15 protein-coding genes and 2 tRNA genes are annotated in these 21,610 nt (G+C 72.5%); 4 read left to right on the top strand and 13 right to left on the bottom strand.

Annotated elements, in window-relative coordinates:
* Window positions 1–334 precede the first annotated feature (334 nt).
* The 6 genes from ACZOOI_RS20305 to ACZOOI_RS20280 form a co-directional block, all read right to left on the bottom strand.
* Window positions 335–4,279, bottom strand: coding sequence for a ComEC/Rec2 family competence protein (locus tag ACZOOI_RS20305; protein WP_465277178.1), 3,945 nt, complete (start codon window positions 4,277–4,279; stop codon window positions 335–337).
* Between the two features lie 1,461 nt (window positions 4,280–5,740).
* Complete coding sequence (locus ACZOOI_RS20300) at window positions 5,741–6,508, bottom strand: helix-hairpin-helix domain-containing protein (RefSeq protein WP_465277177.1); 768 nt, start codon at window positions 6,506–6,508, stop codon at window positions 5,741–5,743.
* A 497-nt stretch (window positions 6,509–7,005) separates the two neighbouring features.
* Window positions 7,006–7,851 (bottom strand): DegV family protein, encoded by an 846-nt coding sequence (locus ACZOOI_RS20295; protein ID WP_465277176.1) that lies wholly within the window; start codon window positions 7,849–7,851, stop codon window positions 7,006–7,008.
* A 198-nt stretch (window positions 7,852–8,049) separates the two neighbouring features.
* Complete coding sequence (locus ACZOOI_RS20290) at window positions 8,050–8,682, bottom strand: hypothetical protein (RefSeq protein ID WP_465277175.1); 633 nt, start codon at window positions 8,680–8,682, stop codon at window positions 8,050–8,052.
* A gap of 475 nt (window positions 8,683–9,157) precedes the next feature.
* The gene (gene leuS / locus ACZOOI_RS20285; protein WP_465277174.1) at window positions 9,158–12,058 is read right to left on the bottom strand and encodes a leucine--tRNA ligase; all 2,901 of its coding nucleotides are present in this window, start codon (window positions 12,056–12,058) and stop codon (window positions 9,158–9,160) included.
* A 360-nt stretch (window positions 12,059–12,418) separates the two neighbouring features.
* Entirely contained in the window at window positions 12,419–13,078 is a 660-nt protein-coding gene (locus tag ACZOOI_RS20280) for a lysoplasmalogenase family protein (protein WP_391582868.1), read from the bottom strand.
* A gap of 303 nt (window positions 13,079–13,381) precedes the next feature.
* Between ACZOOI_RS20280 and ACZOOI_RS20275 the strand changes: the two genes are divergently transcribed.
* A complete protein-coding gene (locus ACZOOI_RS20275) occupies window positions 13,382–13,954 on the top strand; it encodes a Uma2 family endonuclease (RefSeq protein ID WP_465277173.1) in 573 nt (190 codons plus the stop codon).
* A 4-nt stretch (window positions 13,955–13,958) separates the two neighbouring features.
* Here the strand turns inward: ACZOOI_RS20275 and ACZOOI_RS20270 are convergent, their stop codons facing one another.
* Entirely contained in the window at window positions 13,959–14,936 is a 978-nt protein-coding gene (locus ACZOOI_RS20270; protein WP_465277172.1) for a helix-turn-helix transcriptional regulator, read from the bottom strand.
* Window positions 14,937–14,998: 62 nt separating this feature from the next.
* On the opposite strand from ACZOOI_RS20270, the gene ACZOOI_RS20265 reads away from it, so the two are divergent.
* A complete protein-coding gene (locus tag ACZOOI_RS20265) occupies window positions 14,999–16,171 on the top strand; it encodes an epoxide hydrolase family protein (RefSeq protein WP_465277171.1) in 1,173 nt (390 codons plus the stop codon).
* A gap of 112 nt (window positions 16,172–16,283) precedes the next feature.
* Here the strand turns inward: ACZOOI_RS20265 and ACZOOI_RS20260 are convergent.
* From ACZOOI_RS20260 to ACZOOI_RS20250, 3 genes are all read right to left on the bottom strand, one after another.
* Window positions 16,284–16,356 (bottom strand) — tRNA-Ala (locus tag ACZOOI_RS20260).
* An 11-nt stretch (window positions 16,357–16,367) separates the two neighbouring features.
* A complete protein-coding gene (locus ACZOOI_RS20255) occupies window positions 16,368–17,144 on the bottom strand; it encodes a rhomboid-like protein (protein WP_465277170.1) in 777 nt (258 codons plus the stop codon).
* A 60-nt stretch (window positions 17,145–17,204) separates the two neighbouring features.
* Window positions 17,205–18,158: a GlxA family transcriptional regulator gene (locus ACZOOI_RS20250; RefSeq protein WP_465277169.1), complete on the bottom strand. Its 954-nt coding sequence runs from the start codon at window positions 18,156–18,158 to the stop codon at window positions 17,205–17,207.
* Between the two features lie 134 nt (window positions 18,159–18,292).
* Here ACZOOI_RS20250 and ACZOOI_RS20245 point away from each other — a divergent pair, with 134 nt between their 5' ends.
* On the top strand, window positions 18,293–18,931 hold the full coding sequence (locus tag ACZOOI_RS20245; RefSeq protein WP_465277168.1) for an HD domain-containing protein: 639 nt from the start codon (window positions 18,293–18,295) through the stop codon (window positions 18,929–18,931).
* Entirely contained in the window at window positions 18,928–19,380 is a 453-nt protein-coding gene (locus ACZOOI_RS20240; protein ID WP_396005384.1) for a nuclear transport factor 2 family protein, read from the top strand. Before ACZOOI_RS20245 ends, ACZOOI_RS20240 begins: the two co-directional genes overlap by 4 nt.
* Window positions 19,381–19,415: 35 nt before the next feature.
* On the opposite strand, the gene ACZOOI_RS20235 is transcribed toward ACZOOI_RS20240, so the two are convergent.
* The 3 genes from ACZOOI_RS20235 to ACZOOI_RS20225 form a co-directional block, all read right to left on the bottom strand.
* Window positions 19,416–20,405 carry an SDR family NAD(P)-dependent oxidoreductase gene (locus ACZOOI_RS20235; RefSeq protein ID WP_465277167.1) on the bottom strand — a complete coding sequence of 330 codons (990 nt, stop codon included), beginning with the start codon at window positions 20,403–20,405 and terminating at the stop codon, window positions 19,416–19,418.
* A gap of 190 nt (window positions 20,406–20,595) precedes the next feature.
* A tRNA-Ala gene (locus ACZOOI_RS20230) sits at window positions 20,596–20,668 on the bottom strand.
* Window positions 20,669–20,813: 145 nt separating this feature from the next.
* Window positions 20,814–21,575: an SDR family NAD(P)-dependent oxidoreductase gene (locus ACZOOI_RS20225; protein ID WP_465277166.1), complete on the bottom strand. Its 762-nt coding sequence runs from the start codon at window positions 21,573–21,575 to the stop codon at window positions 20,814–20,816.
* Window positions 21,576–21,610 lie beyond the last annotated feature (35 nt).

Below are 21,610 nucleotides of genomic sequence, written 5' to 3'. Positions count from 1 at the left end.
TGTACGCCAGACGTGGGCGGGCGACACGGGGCGGGTCGCCCGCCCATCGGAACAGGAAGGGCAGAACCTGCCCGGCCCGATCCGCGGCACCGACAGCGCACTGCACGCACCCGATCCCCACGCGGAGCAGCCGCCCACACCCCGGATGAAACCCACACGGGCAGCGCACGGCACAAGCCACGCACCGCACGCGCACCCAAGCAATGCACAGTCGCCGTCGCCGACCGGGGCCAAACCCACGCGGGAGGCGACCGGCACGGGTGCCGGCGAGGGGCGGGCAGCCGTCGCGGGCGGGGGCGACGACCTGCACCGCCACGAGCGTGGGGCGGGTGACCTATTCGCCTCGCCGACCGGGGCTGAACCCGCGCGGGAGGCGACCGGCACGGGTGCCGGCGGAGGTGGCTGCCGTGGCGGGGCGGGAGCGATGGCCCGCAGCGCCGCGGGGGCTGTCGGGCGGGCGGCGTCGCCGACCGGTGCCGAACCGCGACCGGCACGGGTACCGGCGGGGGCGGGCAGCCGTGGCCGGGCGGGAGCAGCGGCCTGCACCGCCACGGGCGCAAGGGCGGGCGACCGATCCGCCTCGCCGACCGGGGCCGAACCCGAGCGAGAGGCGACCGGCCGGGTGCCGGCGCGGGCGGATGGCCGTCGCGGGGCGGAGGCGACGACCCGCACCGCCGCAGGCGTGAAGGCGGGCGGGCGGTCCGCGACGCCGACCGGGGCCGAACCCGCACAGGAGGGGGTTGGCGCGGGTACCGGCGGGGGCGGACGGCCGTCGCGGGGCGGAGGCGACAACCCGCACCGCCACGGGGGGCAGTCGGTCGGGCGGCGTCGCCGATCGGGGCCGAACCCGCGCGGGAGACGGCCGGCGCGGGTGCCGGCGGGGGCGGGCAGCCGTGGCCGGGCGGGAGTAACGACCCGCACTGCCACGGGCGTGAGGACGGGTGACCGGTCCGCCTCGCCGACCGGGGCCGTACCTCGGCGAGAGGCGACCGGCGGGGGCGGACGGCCGTGGTCGGGCAGGAGCAATGACCTGCACCGCCGCGGGGGTGGGGGCGGGTAGGTGGTCGGCGCGGGTGGCTGTGTCGGGGCCGCGGGCCACCGCGTTCAGATGGCTCGGGGAGCCGGTTACCGCGATAGGGCCGTCGGTGTCGGTACGCAGGAGACGGGCGCCGCTGGCCGCCACCAGGGCGCGGGCGGAGGGGGACGGATGGCCGTACGGGTTGCCCTTACCCACCGAGACGAGCGCGAGGCGTGGGTGCAATCCGAGTACGAGCCCCGGATCCTGGCGGGCCGAGCCGTGATGAGCGACCTTGAGCACGTCCACCCGCACCCCGGCCAACCGCGCCCGCAGCACCTCTTGGGCCTCGGTCTCGGCATCCCCCGTAAGCAACATCCGAACGCCGTGCCGCTCCGCAAGGACCACGAGACTCGCATTGTTGGCCACCGACCCACCCACCACACTCCCCGCCGGAAGGCCGGGCGCTGCCGCCCACTCCCGCACGTCGGGCCCGACCGGTACGTCCGATGATGACAACGCGAGACCACGAACCGAGCCCTCGGGCAACCCCGGGACCGCGAACTCGGACGCGACGGCTCTCGCCGGGGGTACGTCGGGCCGAGTACCTACGGCGGGACCGTGGACGACCTGATGGGCGGCCGGCGCATCGAGCGGCGGCGCTGAGATGCCTCCGCTGCGCACGGCGGGGCAGGGGGCGGCCCGGTGGGTGGCTGAGGCATCGGACCACAGCGGCGAGGTCGGCCCGACGCGCGGGACAGGATCGAGATCGGCCGAGTAGACGGCCGGCGCGGCAGGACACGGCAGCGAGATTTGCCCGGTGCGCGAGACGGGGCCGGGATCGGTCGAACAGGCGGTCCGCCTGACGGACCGCGGCAACGATGCGGGGCCCACACCCAGACCGGCACCGACCCGAGCCCTCTCGTCGGGCACCGGCGACCACACGACTGCAGTCCGAGAGGCGGGCGCCGAGTCGGCCGCGTGGGCAACCCGAGTACCGAGTCGCAGCAACGAGGCAAGCACGGTGTGTGCACTGGGGCGGAAATCGACCGGCCCGCGGCGCGATGGCAACGACACGGGCCGGAAGCGCGGGGCCGAGCCGGGGGTGGCCGGGTGAGCGGTCGGCGCATCGACCGGCAGGGCGGCCGGGATACATGCGGCCAAGCCACGGTTGGCAGGCACTTCGGGCGACGGCGACCACACGACCGCAGTCCGAGAGGCGGGCATCGGGTCCACCGCGTAGCCGGTCCCTGCGCCAGACGACGAGACGGGCCGGGAAGGCGGGGTCGAGCTGAAGGCGGCCGGGTGAGCGGTCGGCACATCGACCGGCAAGGCCGCCGGGATGCATGCGGCGGAGCCGCGAGGCACATCGGGCGACGGCGACCACACGACCGCAGTCCGAAAGGCGGGCGTCGAGTCGGCCGCGTAGCCGGTCTGTGCGCCAGACGGCGAGACGGGCCGGGAAGGTGAGGCTGGGTCGGGGGCGGCTGGGTGAGTGGTCGGGGCCTCAGGCGGCGAGGTGAGCGGGGCGTGGGCGGCGGAGCCGAGGTGGTTGGGCGGCTCGTCGGGCGACGGTGACGATGCGGTCGCGGTTCCGGAGGAGGGGGCCAGGTCGGGCGTGGGGGTGGCCTGCGCATCGGGCGGCGGCGGCGAGGCGTGGCTGGGTCGAGGAGGCTGGGCCGGGGCGGCTGCCCGGGTTGCCGGTGGGGCGGGCGGCGGTGGGAGCGGGGCCGGCCGGGAGGCAGGGGGTGGGTTGGGCGAATGGGCGTCGGAGAGTGGGGTGTTGGGGCGGGTGGGTGTCCCGGGTGCGGGTCTGGGGCGTGGGGTGTTTGGGAGTGGGGTGAGGGTTTGCCAGGTCAGGGCGGCCCGGGTGCGGCGTTCGCCGTCGGTGGGGGTGGAGAGCGGGATGCCGGCGGCAGTGGCCCAGCGGCGGACTCGGATGACCTCGCCCATCGGTTCGAGGACCGGCGTGCCCTGGATCAGGCCCACCGCGCGACCGCGCAACGCGCCCGGCAGGCCCTCGACATGGTCGGCATGGAAGTGGCTGAGCAGGATCAGCGGCAGGCGACGGATCCCGAGGTCGCGCAGGCAATGATCGACCGCATGCGGGTCGGGTCCGGCGTCGATCAGGACTCCGGTGCCGGGGCCCGCGTTGAGCACGATGGCATCGCCCTGGCCGACGTCGCACATCACAAGGTGCCAGTCCGGGGGCGGCCAGCCGGTCAGCGGGCGGACCACGGCCGGCGGGCGCAGCAGGAGCACCACCGCGAGGATCGCGAGCAGCGCGGCGGTCATGGCGCGCGGCCATCCGGTGGGTCGGGTCGACCGTGGACGGCGCAGGACACGCAGCGTCGGTACGGCCGCGACGGTGATCGCCGCGAGCGCCACACCGCCGAAGACGCCGGTCGGCCAGGTGACGGCCGCGCCGGGCAGCGCGGCGCCGGTGTGGGCCACGGTCACGATCCACCCGATCGGCCAGGAACCCAGCCACGCGGCCGACTGCGCGAGCGGCAGGCATACCGGCGCCAGCACCAGGGCAACGAAGCCGAGGATCGTGGCCGGCGCTACCGCCAACTCGGCGAGCAGGTTGCACGGGACGGCCATCAGGCCTACCCGGCCCGCAAAGGTCACCACGAGCGGTCCACACACGGCCTGCGCGGCCAGTGGCACGGCGACCATGACCGCAGCCCACTTCGGCCAACCACGGGCACACAGCCGCGCCGCCCAGTGCGGAGCGAGCAACAACAGCGCACCCGTGGCCAGTACGGACAGCGCGAATCCGTACGAGCGGGCCAGGGTCGGATCGAACAGCACCAGGCCCAGCACGGCGACGGCCAGCGCAGGAAGCCCGCGCCGGGGCCGGCCGGTGTACAGCGCGGCCACGGTGACCAGGCCCATCACCGCGGCGCGCAGCACGCTCGGTTCGGGCCGGGCCACGACCACGAAGCACGCCACGGCCACCGCGCCCGTGATGGGCAGCGCCCGACCGCGCAGACCGCTGCGGCGGAGCACCAGGAGGACGAAGCCCAACAGGATCGTGATGTTGGTGCCGCTCACCGCCGTCAGGTGGGTGAGTTCGGTGGTCTGGAAGTCGGCTTCGAGGTCGGCGGGCAGCATGCTCGTATCGCCGACCACCAGACCCGGAAGCAGACCGCGGGCAGCGGGTGGCAGGTCCGCACACGCCGCGCGGAGGTCGGCACGAAGCCGCCCCGCGAAGCGCTGGTGAGCCGCGGGCACGCCGATGCGCTCCGGGGCGGACCGCACCAGGAGAAGGGGCCGCCCGTCCCGCCCCGGAACGAGGCGACCATGGACCCGGATCGGCGTACTCGGAAGCAAACCGATCCAGGATCCGGCCTCGGCCCCGCTGACCAGGACGGTAACCGGGGTACGAACTCGCGTACCACTAGGGCCAGTCGGGCCACTCGGTCCACTCGGTCCACTCGGGCCCAAGGGGCCGGGTCGGCCGGATCGGCTACCGGCTGGGCCGAGTTCGACTGGCCCGCCGAAGTGGCCCGACAGGTCGAATCGGCCGCCAGCCAGGCCTGGTTGGGCAGGTCGGCCGGACCGGGCCAGGTTGCCCGATGGGTCGGATCGGCTGCCGGCCAGGTCGGGTTGACCCAAGCGGCCCAACCAGTCGAGTCGGCCGGATGGGCTCCCGATTGGGTCAGGCCGGCCCACTCGGACCGGTCCGCCGAAGTGGTCCGACAGGTCGGATCGGCCGAATCGGCTCCCAGCCGGATCAAGCCGGCCGGCCTGGGCCGGTTCGCTGAAGGGTCCCCCCAGGTCGGATCGGGCGGATCGGCTGCCGCCTGGGCCGAATCGGCTCCCAACCGGATCAAGCCGGCCGGCCTGGGCCGGTTCGCTGAAGGGTCCCCCCAGGTCGGATCGGCCGCCGGCTGGGCCGGGTTGGGCTGGTTGGTCGGGCTGGACCAGGTTGCCTGTCGGGTCGGGGCGGCCGGGTTGGGTCGGTGGGTTGGGTCGGGTCGATGAGGTGGTTCGGGTCGGTGGGGTGGGTGTGGTGCTCAGGTGGTCGATGCGCGCGGCGAAGATCGTGGGTGGTTGGCCGAGTTCGTTGCCTCGGACGCGGGTGACCCGACGTTCCGGGTCGGTGCGTACGGTCAGGTCGACGGTGGCCTCGGTGCGATGGCGGGCAGCGGCGGCGACGGGGCCGGCCCGGTCGGCGGCGGTGCGCAGGCCGGCCACCAGGCCGCCGGCCGCGAGGCATACGAGGACGACGGCAAGGACCGCCCGGCGACGGACGGTGGGCACACGTGCGAGCGCGGCGGCGCCGAGGACTGCGCAGGCGCTCGTGGTCGCGGTGGCCCAGAGGGGAACCAGGGGCGCGGTCCACGCCGCTGCCCAGGCGGCGATCGCGCCGGGAAGCAGCCGAGCATCCGCCGAACGCTCGCGCCGGCCGGCGGGGGTCGGACGGCTACGGACCATGAGCGGCAATCACGTCCCGGTCGGGCCGAGAGCGTCCCCGCCCGCACCCCCCGTCACGTTTCGGCACGGAGGCCACGAAGGCCACCAAGGCCACGGATGTGCCGACTCGGACCGGACCCGACCTGACCCCGCGCTCCTGCCCCATCATCGAGCCCATCCCGACTCCGCAACCCACCGACGGCCGCGTTCCGCGCCCCTCGCAGGCCGGCAACGGGCAGAGCCCACGGTTGCGGTGCACTGCCGGGCAGGCGGCCGGGCGATCCATGCCTGCGAGCAGACCGCTCATACTCGGACCTTTGGTTTCAGGTCGCTGTACTTCCGCTCGCCGATTCCGCGGATTTGGCGGAGCTGGTCGATCGTGGCGAAGCGGCCGAGTTGGGTGCGTTTCTCGATGATTTGGCGAGCCAGGACCGGCCCTACGCCGGGGAGTTGCTCCAGTTGTTCGGCCGTTGCCGCATTGATGTCGACGAGCGCGCCCGGAGCCGTCGGGCCACCCGTCGGGGTCGGGGCGACCTGGACCGGGGCGCCCGGGACGCCGACCGGGATCTGTTCACCGTCGGCCAGTGGGCGGGCCAGGTTCAGCGTGGCCAGATCCGCCGCCGGCAGCGCACCTCCCGCGGCCTGTACCGCGTCCGCCACCCGCGCCCCCGGCGGCAACACCACCACCCCCGGACGCGCCACCTTCCCGGCCACGTGCACCGTGATCGGCCCGACCGCGGGCGCCGGTCCGGCAGCCGACGACGGCGCCGGCGGGCCTGCCGACGTCGCGAACCCCGGCGCCGGGACGCCCGTCGCCTGCCCGGCCGGCGCGGGCGCCGCCACACTCTGCGGACGTGCCCGCCACCATCCGCCCACCGCGAGGGCAACCGCCACCAGTGCGAGCACCGCGACCGCGGCCACCGCACGCCGATCCACGCCCACCCTCAGTCGAGCCGGCAGCCGATCCGCGACCGCCTCGGCCATCCGCCGCCCGGGGGCCGGCCCCCGAAGAGCATCCGGCTCCCCCGACGCGAGCAGCGCGGCGACCCGCTCGGCACTCGACCGCGGCAACGCCGAGGACGCATGACCGGGCGACGCAAGATCGGGCGACTCACGATCAGGGGAGGCACGAGCAGGGGTGGCACGGCCGGGCGAGGCGCGACCCGAGAGTCCGGACGCATATCCGGTGGACGGCGCCGAACGCCCGAGATCCGAAAAGCCGGGCGGCGGCGAATAGGTGAAGGACGGCGACGGCGACGAGAACGGGGGCGGTGACGAGAACGGCGACGAGGGCGGTGACGAAGGCGGTGGCGATGACGGAAACGAGGACGGCGATCCGGACATGCCTCGAAGCTAGGTCTCCCCGCTCACCCGCTCCCGCTCACCGAACCCGCCTGTGCACAACCCGGCAGGTTGTGGAAACGGAACCCACCCACGTGGGTGAACCAACCCCCACCCCAACCCCAACCCAGCCCCATCGCACCCCGAGCACCCCGAGCAACCCGACCCAGCCCCGAGCAACCCGACCCCATCCACCCCCACCACCCCCGCCCCACCCCCACACCCCCTCACCGAGGCGAAACCACCACCGCCAACAACCCCGGTCCCGCATGCGCCCCGATCACCGCGCCCACCTCGCTCACATACAGCTCCCCCAGCCCGGGCAACCGCTCCCGCAACCGCCCGGCCAGCGCCTCCGCGCGCTCCGGACTGGCCAGATGATGCACCGCGACGTCGACCTCCCCGGCCCCCGCCCGCTCCACGGCCAACTCCTCCAGTCGGCTGATCGCGCGCGTCGCCGTGCGGACCTTCTCCAGCGGCCCGATCAACCCGTCGCTCACGTGCAACAGCGGCTTGACCGCCAGCGCCGTGCCCATGAACGCTGCCGCCGCCCCGATCCGCCCGCCCCGGCGCAGATACTCCAGCGTGTCCACGTAGAACAGCGCGGACGTGGTCTGCGCGCGCTTCTCCGCCGCGATCGCCGCCTCCTCCAGGGATGCGCCGTCGGCCGCCGCCTCGGCCGCGGCCAGCACGGAGAAGCCCATCCCCATGCCCAGCGTGCGCGAGTCCACCACGCGCACCGGCACCTCGGCGTCCCGCGCCGCGAGCAGCGCGGCCTCGTACGTGCCGGACAACTCGCCGGAGAGGTGGATCGAGACGATGCCCGTCGCGCCCTTCTCGGCGAGTTCGCGATAGACCTCGGCAAACGTCTCGGGCGCCGGGCGCGACGTGGTCACCACCCGGCGCCCGCGCAGCGCGTCGGTGAGTTGGGCGGGCGTGGCCTCGATGCCGTCGTCCAGCGGCCGTCCGCGCAGGACGACCTTGAGCGGGACCACCACGAGGCGGTGCCGCTCCACGAGCTCCTCGGGTAGGTAGGCCGTGGAGTCCGTGACCACGGCAAGATCGGTCGGCATCGTCGGCATGAGCGGGCAACCACCCGGATGTGAGACGACAGGGGGGCGGGGTCGGTGTCTCGGCTACCCCGTGTCGGGTCGCTGAGTCGAGACACCACATTCAATATTCGGTCACCATGCCACGCCCCGACGCGCGGGTGACGCGCGCCGCGGTGCGGCCGGCGCGTCCCGTCGTCGGGGCCCGCCGGCGGCGGCTGCTCAGGTCAGCCGCTTGGTCTCGGATCGGCTCTCGTCCGCGTGTGCGCGCAGGGCCGCGGCCTCGCGCTCGACGTCCGTGCCGAGCCGGTCCAACTCGTCCTCGCCCAAGTGGCGTTCGCGATCCTGGACGGCCCACCGCAACGAGGCCGCGGCGTGCTCGATGCGGTCCGCGCGGTCCTTGAGGCCGGGCAACTCGCGGGCGACCCGGTCCCGATCGGGCTCGCGCTCGACCAGCTTGAGATCGGTGTCCAGGGCCTTGGCGAATTCGTCCAGCCGGCGCAGCAGCGCGACCGCGTCGGAGAGCTGCGCGTCCTGCGCGTAGCCCGCTTCCAGCACCCGGCGGGTCTGGTCCAGCGAACGCCGCACCGACCCGCGCATGCGCGCCGCCTCGCCCGCACCACCCGTGAGGGTGTACGCACGAGCCTTGGATGTGGCGTCCTCCACGAGGCCGCGGACCCGGGGCGCGTGCCGGTCGATCCGGCGACGCACCGCCCGCCGCGTCATCGTGATCAGGCCCACCACCACGCCCACGAGCACGAGACACGCGAGCACACCGGCGCCCAGCACCACGCCGAGGGTCTCGGCGCCATCGGCCAACGAGTCGGTGGTCGCGGGAACGTCGGCGAGGGCCACGAGGCGTCTCCTGCCTGGTCGGGGCCGGAAGGTGTCCCCTCACACTAACGCCGCTCGGCCGCTCCGATACGCACGCGGCGGAAAACACCGCGTTCCAGACTGATCGTCACCGACCGGAAACGGTCCGGACACAGCCCGGAAATCGCTTACCGCGCACGGCCGACCGCCCAGCGAACGAGCGGCCGCCCCCACCGACGGAAGCCGACCGGAAGCCGACCGGAAGCCATCCGGACACAGCCCGGAAATCGCCCACCACGCACAGCCGACCGCCCACCGAACAGGCGGTCGGCTCCCACCGACCACCCCACCCGGCAAGCGACCGACCCACCCGACCGGCCGACCCGACCCCGACCGACTCCCACCGACCGACGCCAGCCGACCACCCGACCCCGACCGATGCCAACCGACCCACCGACCAACCGACCCACCGACCAACCGACGCCAGCCGACCCCACCGACCGCGACCCCCACCGCCCTAAGCCGGAACGATGTTCACCAGCTTCGGCGGCTTGACGATCACCATCCGCACCCCGGCCCCGTCCAGCGCGGACAGCACCGTCGGGTCGGCCAGCGCCAGCGCCTTCAGCTCGTCCTCGCCGATGCTCGGCGGGACCTCCAGGCGGGCCCGTACCTTGCCCTTGATCTGCACGACGCAGGTGACCGTGTCCTCGACCAGGTAGGCCGGGTCCGCCTGCGGGAACGCCTCGTAGGTGACCGTGTCGCCGTGCCCCAGCCGGGACCACAGCTCCTCGGCCACGTGCGGCACCAGCGGCGCGACCATCAGGACCAGCTTCTCCGCGATCTCGCGCGGCACGGCCGGCAGCTTGACCAGCGCGTTGTTCAGTTCGATCGCCTTGGCGATGGCGGTGTTGAAGCGCAGCGCGTCCATGTCCCGCCGCATGCCGTCGATCGCCTTGTGGGTGGCCCGCAGCGTGGCCTCGTCGGCCGGCTCGTCGACCACGGTCGGCGCGCCCGTGCGCTCGTCCACGATGTTGCGCCACAGCCGCTGCAGGAAGCGGTACGAGCCGACCACCGCGCGGGTGTCCCACGGCCGGGAGATCTCCAGTGGGCCCATCGACATCTCGTACAGGCGCAGCGTGTCCGCGCCGTACTCCTCGGCCATCTGGTCGGGCGTCACCGAGTTCTTCAGCGACTTGCCCATCTTCCCGTACTCGCGGCTGACCGCCTGCTCGCCCAGGAAGAACTTCCCGTCCCGCTCCTCGACTTCGCTCGCCTCGACGTACACGCCGCGCTCGTCCTTGTACGCGAACGCCTGGATGTAGCCCTGGTTGAACAGCTTGTGGAACGGCTCGGACGAGGACACGTGGCCCAGGTCGAACAGCACCTTGTGCCAGAAGCGCGAGTACAGCAGGTGCAGCACCGCGTGCTCGACGCCGCCGACGTACAGGTCCACGCCGCCGGTGTGGCCCTCGTGCTTCGGCCCCATCCAGTACTTCTCGACCTCGGGGTCGACCAGCACCTCGGTGTTGGTCGGGTCCAGGTAGCGCAGCTCGTACCAGCACGAACCGGCCCAGTTGGGCATGGTGTTGGTCTCGCGGCGATACTGCCGGGGCCCGTCGCCCAGGTCCAGCGTGACGTTCACCCAGTCGGCGTTGCGCGACAGCGGCGTCTCCGGCTTGGTGTCCGCGTCGTCCGGGTCGAAGGTGCGCGGGCGGTAGTCGTCGATCTCGGGCAGTTCGACCGGCAGCATCGAGTCCGGCAGCGCGTGCGCGACACCGTCCTCGTCGAACACGATCGGGAACGGCTCGCCCCAGTAACGCTGCCGGGAGAACAGCCAGTCGCGCAGCTTGAAGTTGATCGTGCCCTCGCCGATGCCGCGCTCGGCCAGCCACTCGGTGATCGCCTTCTTGGCGTCGACCACGCCCAGGCCGTCCAGGGAGATGCCCTCGCCGGAGCTGTTCACCAGCTTCGCGTCGTAGGACACGAACGCGTCGGCCCAGTCCGTGGTGTCGTCGATCGAGCGGTCGTCGGTGGGCTGCACCACGCAGCGGATCGGCAGCTCGAAGGCGCGCGCGAACTCGAAGTCGCGGTGGTCGTGCGCGGGCACCGCCATGATCGCGCCGGTGCCGTAGCCCATCAGCACGTAGTCGGCGATGAAGACCGGCACCCGCGCGCCGTCGACCGGGTTGGTCGCATAGGCGCCGGTGAAGACGCCGGTCTTGTCCTTGCCCTCGGTCTGTCGCTCGACGTCGCTCTTGGAGCCGGCGAAGCGGCGGTACGCCGCGACCGCCTCGGCGGGGGTGGCCGCGCCGCCCGTCCACACCGCCGGGATGCCCTCGGGCCAGGCGTCCGCAACGATGGCGTCGACCAGTTCGTGCTCCGGCGCCAGCACCATGTAGGTGGCGCCGAACAGCGTGTCGGGCCGGGTCGTGAAGACCTCGATCGGCGCCGCGTCGGTGGCGAAGGAGACCTTGGCGCCCTCGGATCGGCCGATCCAGTTGCGCTGCATGATCTTGATCGGCTCGGGCCAGTCCAGCTTGTCCAGGTCGCCCAGCAGGCGGTCGGAGTACGCGGTGATCCGCATCATCCACTGCCGCAGGTTGGACTTGAACACGGGGAAGTTGCCGCGCTCGCTGCGGCCGTCGGCGGTGACCTCCTCGTTGGCCAGCACGGTGCCCAGGCCCGGCGCCCAGTTGACCGGGGCCTGCGAGACGTACGCCAGGCGGTACTCGTCCAGCACGGCCGAGCGCTCGGTGCCGGTCAGGTCGGCCCACGCGCGCCCGTCCGGAGTGGCCCGGTCGCCCTTCTCGAACTGCTCGACCAGTTCGGCGATCGGGCGGGCACGACCGACGCCGCCGTCCGCGCCGGGCGCCTCGGGGTCGTACCAGGAGTTGAAGATCTGCAGGAAGATCCACTGCGTCCAGCGGTAATACGCCGGGTCGGTGGTGGCCACCGAGCGGCGCTGGTCGTGGCCCAGGCCCAGCCGGCGCAGCTGGCGGCGCATGTTGGCGATGTTCGCCTCGGTGGTCACCCGCGGGTGCGTGCCGGTCTGCACCGCGTACTGCTCGGCGGGCAGGCCGAACGCGTCGTAGCCCAGGGTGTGCAGCACGTTGTGGCCGGTCATGCGCTTGAACCGGGCGTATACGTCGGTCGCGATGAAGCCCAGCGGGTGTCCGACATGCAGGCCCACACCCGAGGGGTACGGGAACATGTCCATCACCATCATCTTGGGCCGGCCGGCGACCTTCTCCGGCTCGGCCAGCGGGCCGGCCGGGTTCGGCGCCTCGAACGTGCCGTCGGCCTCCCAACGGTCCTGCCACCGCGCCTCGATGTCGCCGGCCAGGACGGCGTTGTAGCGGTAGGGCTCGGTCGGGGCGTCGGTGTTGCCGGCAGAACCCTGCGTCATCTCGGTCATCGTCCTCAACCATCGGGGTGTGGGCAGCCTTCGGCTGCTTCCGGTTTCGTCGCTTGCGCGAAGCGACCGTTTCTGGAAACGAAAAGACCCCTCGCTCAGGAGGGGTCGCCGCGCCGAGTCGGGTGGGAGCGGTCCTCCACCCGGCCTGCTCAGCGCGGCCCGGTAAGCAGCAGTACGGCACGCATGCCCTCAGGTTACCGCAGGCGGCATGAGGTTACTTCAATACGGTCGCGGCCCGGTGGCAGCGCCCGGCCCACGCGGTCACGATCCCGAGGCGGCCCGGTGGCGGCACCAGCCGCCGCCACGATCCCGGGGCGCCATCCTCGCCCCACCCCGGTCCCGGGCCCCGCGCCGCCACGGTCACAGCCCCGGAGCCGGCCCGGTGGACAGCGACAACACCAGCAACATCTGGGCGAGGTGATAGGCGACCACGATCAACACCGGCGCGTACGGCGTCGGGGCACGGAACCGGTTCCAGCCGACCAGGGTGTCGGAGACGTAGAACAGGAACGCGCCGGCCACCGCACTCGGTCGGCCGGTGGCCGCCGCGGCGACCACCATCAGCGAGACCACGCCGACGTAGAGCAGCACCATGCCGACGTAGGTGGGCGCGCTCTCGCGTGCGCCGGTGACCAGGCGCACCGCGTAGGCAGCCGCCGCAAAGAGCACGACCACGATGCCGGCGGCGGCCCACAACCAGGACCACCCCATGCGTTGGAAGCCCGCCACGTAGCCGACGTGGGCGAGCAGCGAGGCCGCGACCGCGCCGGCGAACCAGCGCGGGGCGAGCAGGTCACGCAGCAGCGACAGCGCGAGCGCGACGCTGAACAGCGCGCGCAGTGCCCCGTCGACCTCGTCGAACGACCAGACGACGACCACCAGGGCACAGATCACCGCGGCCTTCAGGAGGCGATCGAGGGGGAGCCGATCGAGCGGGAGACGTCCCCGGGCGACGACCACCCAATCGGCGACCGCGAGCAGGCTCGCGAGCACCAGCACGAGTACTGCGGTGAGGGTCACGTCCGGCGACACTACTGGCCGGAAACCGGACCATTCGCCCACTCGTTCGACCCGTCACGCAACCGTGACGGGAAAGACCTCAATCGTGATCACCCGGTGCCCGCGGAACCGGTCGCGCCCGCTCACCCGCCCCGCCGGCGCCCGCTCGGATCCGACCGATCGGGGCTCCCGTCGATTCCGGCCATCCAAGCGCACCCGGCGCGCCGAGCGGGGGCTTTCGCTCTTCGAGGTGACGATCGATGAGCCATGCGACGGGCGGAGCCCGGGCCCGTACCCTGAAAGAACCCGAAGGGAGCCACAGCTGTGACGACACTGCCCGACTGGATGTATCCGCCGAACCCCGGGGGCTGGACGGCCGACGACCTGGATTCGCTGCCCGCCGACGCTCCCCGCCATATCGAATTGATCGACGGAGCACTGGTCTTCATGATGTCGCCGCGGCGTAGTTTTCATGGTCGGGTCATGGGCCGCCTGTGGCAGGCTCTGGACGAGCACGCGCCTCTCGGCTTCGTCGTCGAGATGGAGATGGCCGTCAAGCTCGGCAAGCGCAATCGGCCCGAACCGGATGTGTTGGTCGCCAACGTGCCCTACGACTCGAACCGCACGCATCACGTGGCCGCGGACGTGGTCCTCGTCGTCGAGATCGTGTCGGACGAATCCGAGGAACGAGATCGCGATACCAAGCCGCTCAAGTATGCGAAGGCCGGCATCCCGCATTTCTGGCGGATCGAGGAGGAGAACAACCTCCCGGTGGTCCACGTTTTCGAGTTGGAGCCGGCCACGGGTACGTACGTGGCGACGGCCATCGAGCGGGTGCGGCTCGAACTGCTCGTACCGTTCGCGATCGACATCGACTTGGCCTCGCTGGTGCGCTGAGTGTTCACGCCCGCGGCGGATCAGGCGGTGTCGCTCGGGCGTAGCGGGTGGCCAAGGTGCGTAGGTGGGTGACCAGTTCCGGGGGGTCGGTGACGTCGAAGTCGTGGCCGAGCATGCCCAGGTGCACGGCCAGGTTGTCGAGGGAGTCGGCGCCGGTGTCCAGGACGCAGGTGTCGGCGTCGATCGGTTCGACCGTGCCGACGGCCGGGTTGATCCGGTCCAGGACCTCGGCGGCGGGCGCGTGGACGAGGACCCGGGCGCGGTGGCGCCACGCGGCGGCGGAGACCTTGCCCGCGACGTAGGTCGCCGCGTCGCCGTCCGGGTCCTCGCGCGGCGCGAACCTGGGGCCGGTCGGGGTGCGCGGGGTGATCCGGTCGACCCGGAAGGTGCGCCAGTCGTCGCGATCCACGTCCCACGCGACCAGATACCAGCGTCGGCCCCAGTTGACCACGCGTTGCGGCTCGACGGTGCGCCGGGTGACCCCGCCGGCGTGGTCGAGGTAGTCCAGGCGCAGCCGCTCGCGGTCCCGGCAGGCCGCGACCAGGGCGGTGAGCACGTCGGTGTCCACCTTCGCGCTCGGCCGGTCCGCGGGCACCGGCACCGCGTACCGCTGCAACGTCCGCACCCGTCGGCGCAGCCGCGCCGGCAGTACCTGTTCCAGTTTGGCCAGTGCCTGTATCGCGGTTTCCTCCATGCCCGCCATCGCGCCTCGGGCGACCGTGCCCAGCCCGATGGTGACCGCGACCGCCTCGTCGTCGGTCAGCAGCAGCGGCGGCATCGCGGCGCCGGCGGCCAGCCGATAGCCGCCGGTGGACCCGCGGGTGGCATCGACCGGGTAGCCGAGTTCGCGCAGCCGCTCGACGTCCTTGCGGATCGTGCGACCGGTCACGCCCAGGCGTTCGGCCAGTTCCGAACCTGGCCACTCGCGCGAGGTCTGGAGCAGGGACAACAGGCGCAGCAGGCGCGCGGAGGTTTCCAACATTTTCTCAGCCTGACGCTTGTATGGGAACGTAGTGTTCCTAATGGGATCCTAGTCTTCTTCTCATGGAGACCAGCAGCAACACCGCAGCCGAGACCGCCACCGCCGACGCCACCGCGATCCGCCCCTTCCGGATCGAAATCGCCCAGGCCGATCTCGACGACCTGCGCGATCGCCTCGCCCGCACCCGCTGGGCCGCCGACGTCCCGGGCGTGCCCGGCTGGACGCGCGGGGTGCCGGCGGACTACCTCCGGGAACTGGCCGCGTACTGGGCGGACGGATTCGACTGGCGCAAGGCGGAGGCCCGGCTGAACGAGTTCCCGCAGTTCGTCACCGAAATCGACGGCCAAGACATCCACTTCGCACACGTGCGCTCGGCCCGGGCCGACGCTCCCGCGCTGTTGTTGATCCACGACTGGCCGGGCTCGTTCGTGCAGTTCGTCGACGTGATCGAGCCGCTGTCGCGCGACTTCCACGTCGTGGTCACCGACACCCCGGGGGTCGGCTTCTCCGGCCCGTTGTCCGGTCCCGGCTGGAACACCGGCCGGATCGCGGGTGCGTTCACCGCGTTGATGGCGCGCCTGGGCTACGCGCGCTACGGCGTTCAGGGCAACGGCGGCGGTGCGTGGATCGCGGGTGAGATGGGTCGGATCGCGCCGGAGAACATCATCGGGATCCACGTCAACGGCCTGGTCACCTTCCCGTCCGAGGACCCGGCCGACTTCGTCGGGTTGACCGAGGGCGAGCAGTCCAGGCTCGCCCGGCTCCAGGAGTTCCGGGACGACAAGATGGGCTTCAACGCGATCCAGTCGACCCGGCCGCAGACGCTCGCCCACGGGCTGCACGACTCCCCGGTCGGCCAGCTGGCGTGGATCGTGGAGAAGTTCAAGGAGTGGACGGACACCGCGAGCGAGCTGCCCGAGCACGCGGTGGACCGGGACACCCTGCTCACGAACATCAGCCTCTACTGGTTCACCGGCACGGCCGGTTCCTCGGCCAACCTCTACTACGAGACGGCGCACGACCCGAGTGCGTGGGCACCCAAGGAGCGCGGCACGGTACCGACCGCGGTGGCCGTGGCGCTGCCGCAGGACGTGGCGATCCGTCGGTTCGCCGATCGCGACCACAACGTGGTGCGCTGGACCGAGTTCGAGCGCGGCGGCAACTTCCTGTCGCTGGAGCAGCCGGAGCTGCTGATCGGCGACGTCCGGGAGTTCTTCGCGGGTCTGGACCGGTAGCACTCGGCGAGCCGATCGGGCGGGCCGAACCGACCGGGCAGGCGCGAAACGATCGGGCGGCCCGCAACGACCGAAGGCCGCTTCCTGAGGGAAGCGGCCTTCGGGATTGCCGTGGAGCTACGGAGAATTGAACTCCGGACCTCTTGCATGCCATGCAAGCGCTCTACCAACTGAGCTACAGCCCCGCGTGAATACGTCACAAGTCTACCGGGTCGGCCGCAGTGCTCACGACCAAGGGGGTCCGCAGCGGCGCCGGTTTGCGCAGCGGCCCGACCATCCGCAGCAGCACCGCGGCGGTGAGGCCGCACAGCGTCGCGAACAGGTGGCCGAAGTCCCAGATGGTGTGGTCCACGATCACCGGCAGGCCGACCGAGACGAACATCACCGCGGCGCCCGCGAGCCGGATCCAGCCGGACATGATCAGCACCGCCGCCGCGCACGAGCCCACCTCGACGTAGCTCACCCCGACGTCGGTCGCGAACGCGATTTTGTCCGGGAGACGGCCCGCCTCGATCGCCCCCTTCTCCACGGCGGCCGTCAACAACGACCCGAACACGTGCGCGCTCGCCCCGATCAGCAACATCCTGGGCGACCCGTAGCGGCGTTCCGCCCAGGCCACCAGGGTGCCGAACACGACCACGTAGGTAGCCAGTCCCGAGCCGTGGTCGGCGACCCAGAACGCGCTGGTGAGCAGCGCCTCCAGCGGATCGTCGCCGAGCCGGAGCAGGTTGGTGCTGTTCAGCTTGGTGAGCAGGTCGATCAGCCGGGGTGGCGACGTGCGTTGCACCACGGTGGACGCGGTGAAGACGGCGATGTAGGTGAAGGTGATCGGCGCGGACAACACCCACGCGTGCAACCGTGCGGTCCACGGGCTCAGCACCCGCACGCAGTACCGGGCCCAGCCCCAACGGCGGGCGAGACCGCGCAGCGCGTACCACGCGATGACGAGGCCCAGCCCGAGTCCGACGGTCACCCGCCTCCGGTGCCCGCACACGATCGAACGCAATCGTGCGGAGTGGCATGGGGCGAGGGGCTACGCCGTGGTGCGGAAGCGGGCGCGGTAGGTGGAGGGGGTGATGCCGAGGCGGCGGAGGAAGGCTCGGCGGAGCGACTCGTCGCTGCCCAGGCCGCTGTGGGTGGCGGCGGCGGTGACGGTGGCGCCGGCGGCCAGGAGGGATTGGGCTGCTTCGATGCGCACGGCCTCGACGTAGACCGCCGGGGTCGAGCCGACCCGCTCGTGGAACAGGCGGGTGAGGTGGCGTGGGCTGAAGCCGCTCAGCCGGGCGAGTGCGGGCAGCGAGTGGTCGGCCGTCGGGTCCGCGGCCACCGCGTCCAGGACCGGGCGCAGCGGGTCGTCGGCGCCGGCGCGGGCCCGGGAGGGGACCGAGAACTGCGATTGGCCGCCCGGTCGGCGCAGGAACACCACCAGGTCGCGGGCCACCTCGCGGGCCAGATCGGCGCCCTCGTCGGCCTCGACCAGGGCCAGTGCGAGGTCGATGCCGGCGGTCACCCCCGCGGACGTGTAGACCGAGCCGTCCCTAACGAAGATCGCGTCCGGCTCGACCGAGACGCTCGGATACCGCCTGGCCAGCATCGCCGTGTGTCGCCAGTGCGTCACGGCCCGACGCCCGTCGAGCAGCCCCGCCCGGGCGAGCAGGAACGCGCCGGTGCACACCGACGCGATCCGCCCGGAGGTCGCGGCGAGCGCGGTCACCGCCTCCAGGAGTTCCGCCGACGGCGCCTGGTGCGGGAAGTCGACCGACCCCGGCACGACCAGCGTGTGGGCGCCGTCGATCTCCGTCGCAGCCGCGTCCACCACCAGCCGGGTGCCCGCCGACGTGGTCACCGGCGCGCCGGTCGGCGAGCACAGCGTCAGCGTGTACGCGCCGCCCAGTCGCTCGGCCGTGCCGAACACCTCCAGGGGCGCGGTCACGTCCATCAGCCGGACCCCGTCGTACCCGAGCACCGCCACGTTCCTTCGTCGCATGACCCCGACGCTACCTGCCGGCCGTGTCCGAATGCGAGGGATCGGTGTCCGGATGGACATGGCGCCGATCGGGCACGCGGAGAGAGGCTCGAGGCACCGAAACAAGCCGCCTCATCTCGGAAAGGACCGCCCTCATGCCCGACCGCATCGCCGACGTCGACATCCCCGACAGCGCGCCGGCCAAGGAGGCCACCGAACTGGTCCGGGACACCGCCGGACCGCTGCTGTACGACCACTCGCGCCGCGTGTACCTCTTCGGCGCCCTCCAGGGACGTCGAAGAGGTCTGGACTTCGACCCCGAACTGCTCTACGTGGCCGCGATGTTCCACGACCTCGGGCTGACCGCCGAGTACCGGGCATCACAGCAGCGCTTCGAACTCGACGGCGCGGACGCCGCCCGCGACTTCCTGCTCCGACACGGCCTGTCCGCCGACCGCGCGCGGATCGCGTGGACCGCCATCGCGCTGCACACCACCCCCGAAATCCCGACCCGGATGGAGCCGGAGGTGGCGCTGGTGACCGCCGGTGTCGAGCTGGACGTGCTCGGCTTGGGCCTCGACGACATCCCGGCTCCGGCGCGCGCCGCCGTGGTCGCCGCGCACCCCCGCCCGGACTTCAAGCGGCGGATCCTGCGGGCCTTCACCGAGGGCATCGAACACCGCCCGCGGACCACGTTCGGCAACGTCAAGGCCGATGTGCTCGACCGGTTCGTACCGGGCTTCGAGCGGACGAACTTCGTCGACGTGATCGAGCAGTCGGGGTGGTCCGAGTGAAGCCGCCGCTGCCCCCGTTCACCGAGGCCGACGCGCGGGCCAAGGTGCAGGCCGCCGAGGACGCCTGGAACACCCGCGATCCCGAACGCGTCGCGCTCGCGTACACACCCGACTCGGTCTGGCGCAATCGCGACCGGTTCGTCACCGGGCGTGCGGCGATCGTGGCCTTCCTGACCGAGAAGTGGGCCCGCGAGCACGACTACGCACTGCGCAAGGAACTGTGGGCGTACACCGCCGACCGGATCGCGGTGCGCTTCCAGTACGAGTGGCACGACGGCGCGGGCGGCTTCCGGCGCAGCTACGGCAACGAGTTGTGGGAGTTCGCCGAGGACGGTCTGATGCGGCGGCGCGAGGCGAGCATCAACGACGTGGTGATCGCCGAGGCCGACCGCCGCATCCACGGGCCGCGCCCGGTCGAGGAACACGGGATCACCTTCCCGCTCGCGTGACCGCGCCGGGGGGTCGGGGCCGGGTGGAACCGGGTCTATGCCTGGTCCGCGCGGCTGCCGCACTCGGCCGCCCACGGGTGGGTCAGTTCCTGGCAGCGGCGCCAGAACCAGGCCCGGTCCGGCCGGCTCTCCCGGGTCGTCGTCCGGTAGTGGGTCGGCCGCGGGGCCCGGTCCTGCCAGAACAGGCCGGTCTCGCGGCCCGGTTCGTCGGCCGCGCACAACCACACGGCGGTGTCCGCGCCCTGTTCCGGAGTGCGCAGCAGGGGCGCGGTCAGCCGGCGGAAGGTCGGCATCGACGCACGCAGGCCCGGGGTGTCCACCCACCCCGGGTGGGTGGCGTGCACGACCGGGCCGCCGGCGCCCAGGTGTTCGGCCCACAGCTCGGTCAGCACGACCTGCATGCGCTTGGTGCGCGCGTACGCGACGGCCGCCCGGTACGGGCCGCGTTGGTACTCGATGTCGTCCACCGGCAATCGCTGGGTGTACATCCCGCCCGAGCTCATCCACACCACCCGCGCGCAGGACGCGGGGTCGGCGGCCACGAGGCGGCTGAGCAGGTGCGGCCCGAGCACGTGCACGGCGAGCGACAACTCGTGTCCCTCGGCGGTCTCGGTGCGCTCGGCGGGCATCGCGCCGGCGTTGTGCACCAGGGCGTGCAGCGGGCCGTGTTCGGAGCGCAGTGCCTTGGCGAACCGGGCCACGTCCGGCAGGCTGCCCACGTCGCAGCGGCGCACGGTCGCCTCGGCGCCCGGGACCTGCTCCAGCACCCGCCGACGGGCCGCCTCGGTGCGCTCCTCGTCGCGTCCGACCAGGACCACGGTCGCGCCGAGCCGGGCCAGGCCGGTCACCGCCGCCTCGCCGATGCCGGAGGACGCGCCGGTCACCACGACGGTCCGCCCCTTGAGCGCCGCCGGCTCCGGATCGCCGGGGAACCCGGCCCGCCGGCGCACCCCGTACCCGATCCGGCTGTATCCGGGCACGATCGTCCGGTCCATCGCCCGCTCCCAGAACCGACTCTCCGTCATCGCACGCTCACCTTCGTCGTAGTCACGGAGAGACAATGCCCGGTACGAGGCTTTCATACTATTTACCACCGACTCGGCGCCGACCCTGCCCGCGCCCGTCCGGCGCCCGCCTGGTCCGCCGCCCACTCACGAAGCGCCCGGATACGAAAAAGACCGCCTCCCGGACGGATCCGGGAGGCGGTCTTGTCTGTGGAGCTACGGAGAATTGAACTCCGGACCTCTTGCATGCCATGCAAGCGCTCTACCAACTGAGCTACAGCCCCGCTATTCAACTGAGCCGACCGGCTTACCCGCTCGACCACGAGTACTTTACACGCTCCCCCGCGCCGCATCCAAACGCCTTTGCCGGGGCCGCTCCCGGGAGGCTCCGGGGTTCGCGGTGTGTTCCCCGCGAACCCCGGAGGCGATTCAGAAGCTGCCGACGGGCCGGGTCATCCCGGCCATCGCACCGCCGTCGACCACCAGCTCGGTGCCGGTGAGGTAGGACGCCGCGTCGGAGGCGACGAAGGCGACCACCTCGGCGACCTCCTCCGGCGCGGCGATCCGGCGCAGCGGGACGGACGGGAACCGGCCCGCGCCCTGTTCCAGGCCGACCGCGGCGATCATCGGGGTGTCGATCGTGCCCGGGTGCACCGAGTTGACCCGGATGCCGTGCTCACCGACCTCCAGGGCGACGGTCTTGGACAGGCCGCGTACGGCCCACTTGGTCGCGCCGTAGGCCGCATGCCCCGGCATGCCCTCCAGGCCGGCCTGCGAGGAGATGTTGACGATCGAGCCGCCGCCGCGCTCCTTCATCGCGGGCAGCACCGCCTGCATCCCGTGCCAGACGCCGAAGAAGTTGACCTGGAGGATGCGCTCGACCCGCTCGGGCGTCTCGTCCGCGAAGCCCCTGGTCCAGTAGATCGCGGCGTTGTTGACCAGGATGTCGAGGCCGCCGAACTCGGCGACGGCGACGGCGACCACCTCGGCCCAGTCGGCCGGATCCGAGACGTCGTGCCGGACGAAGCGCGCGGCCTCGCCCAGCTCCGCGGCGATCTTCGTGCCCTCCTCCGCCAACAGGTCGGTCAGCACGACCCGGGCGCCGTGCGCGACGAACAGCCGGGCCTCGGCCGCGCCCTGGCCGCGTGCGGCGCCGGTGATTATCGCGACCTTGCCGGTCAGATCCGCCATGGGATGCCACCTTTCCTCGATCGATGCGAACGCCG

Source organism: Embleya sp. L77 (assembly GCF_055557415.1).
Note: the sequence above shows the minus strand (reverse complement) of the source record. Positions and strands in the feature narration are given on the sequence as shown.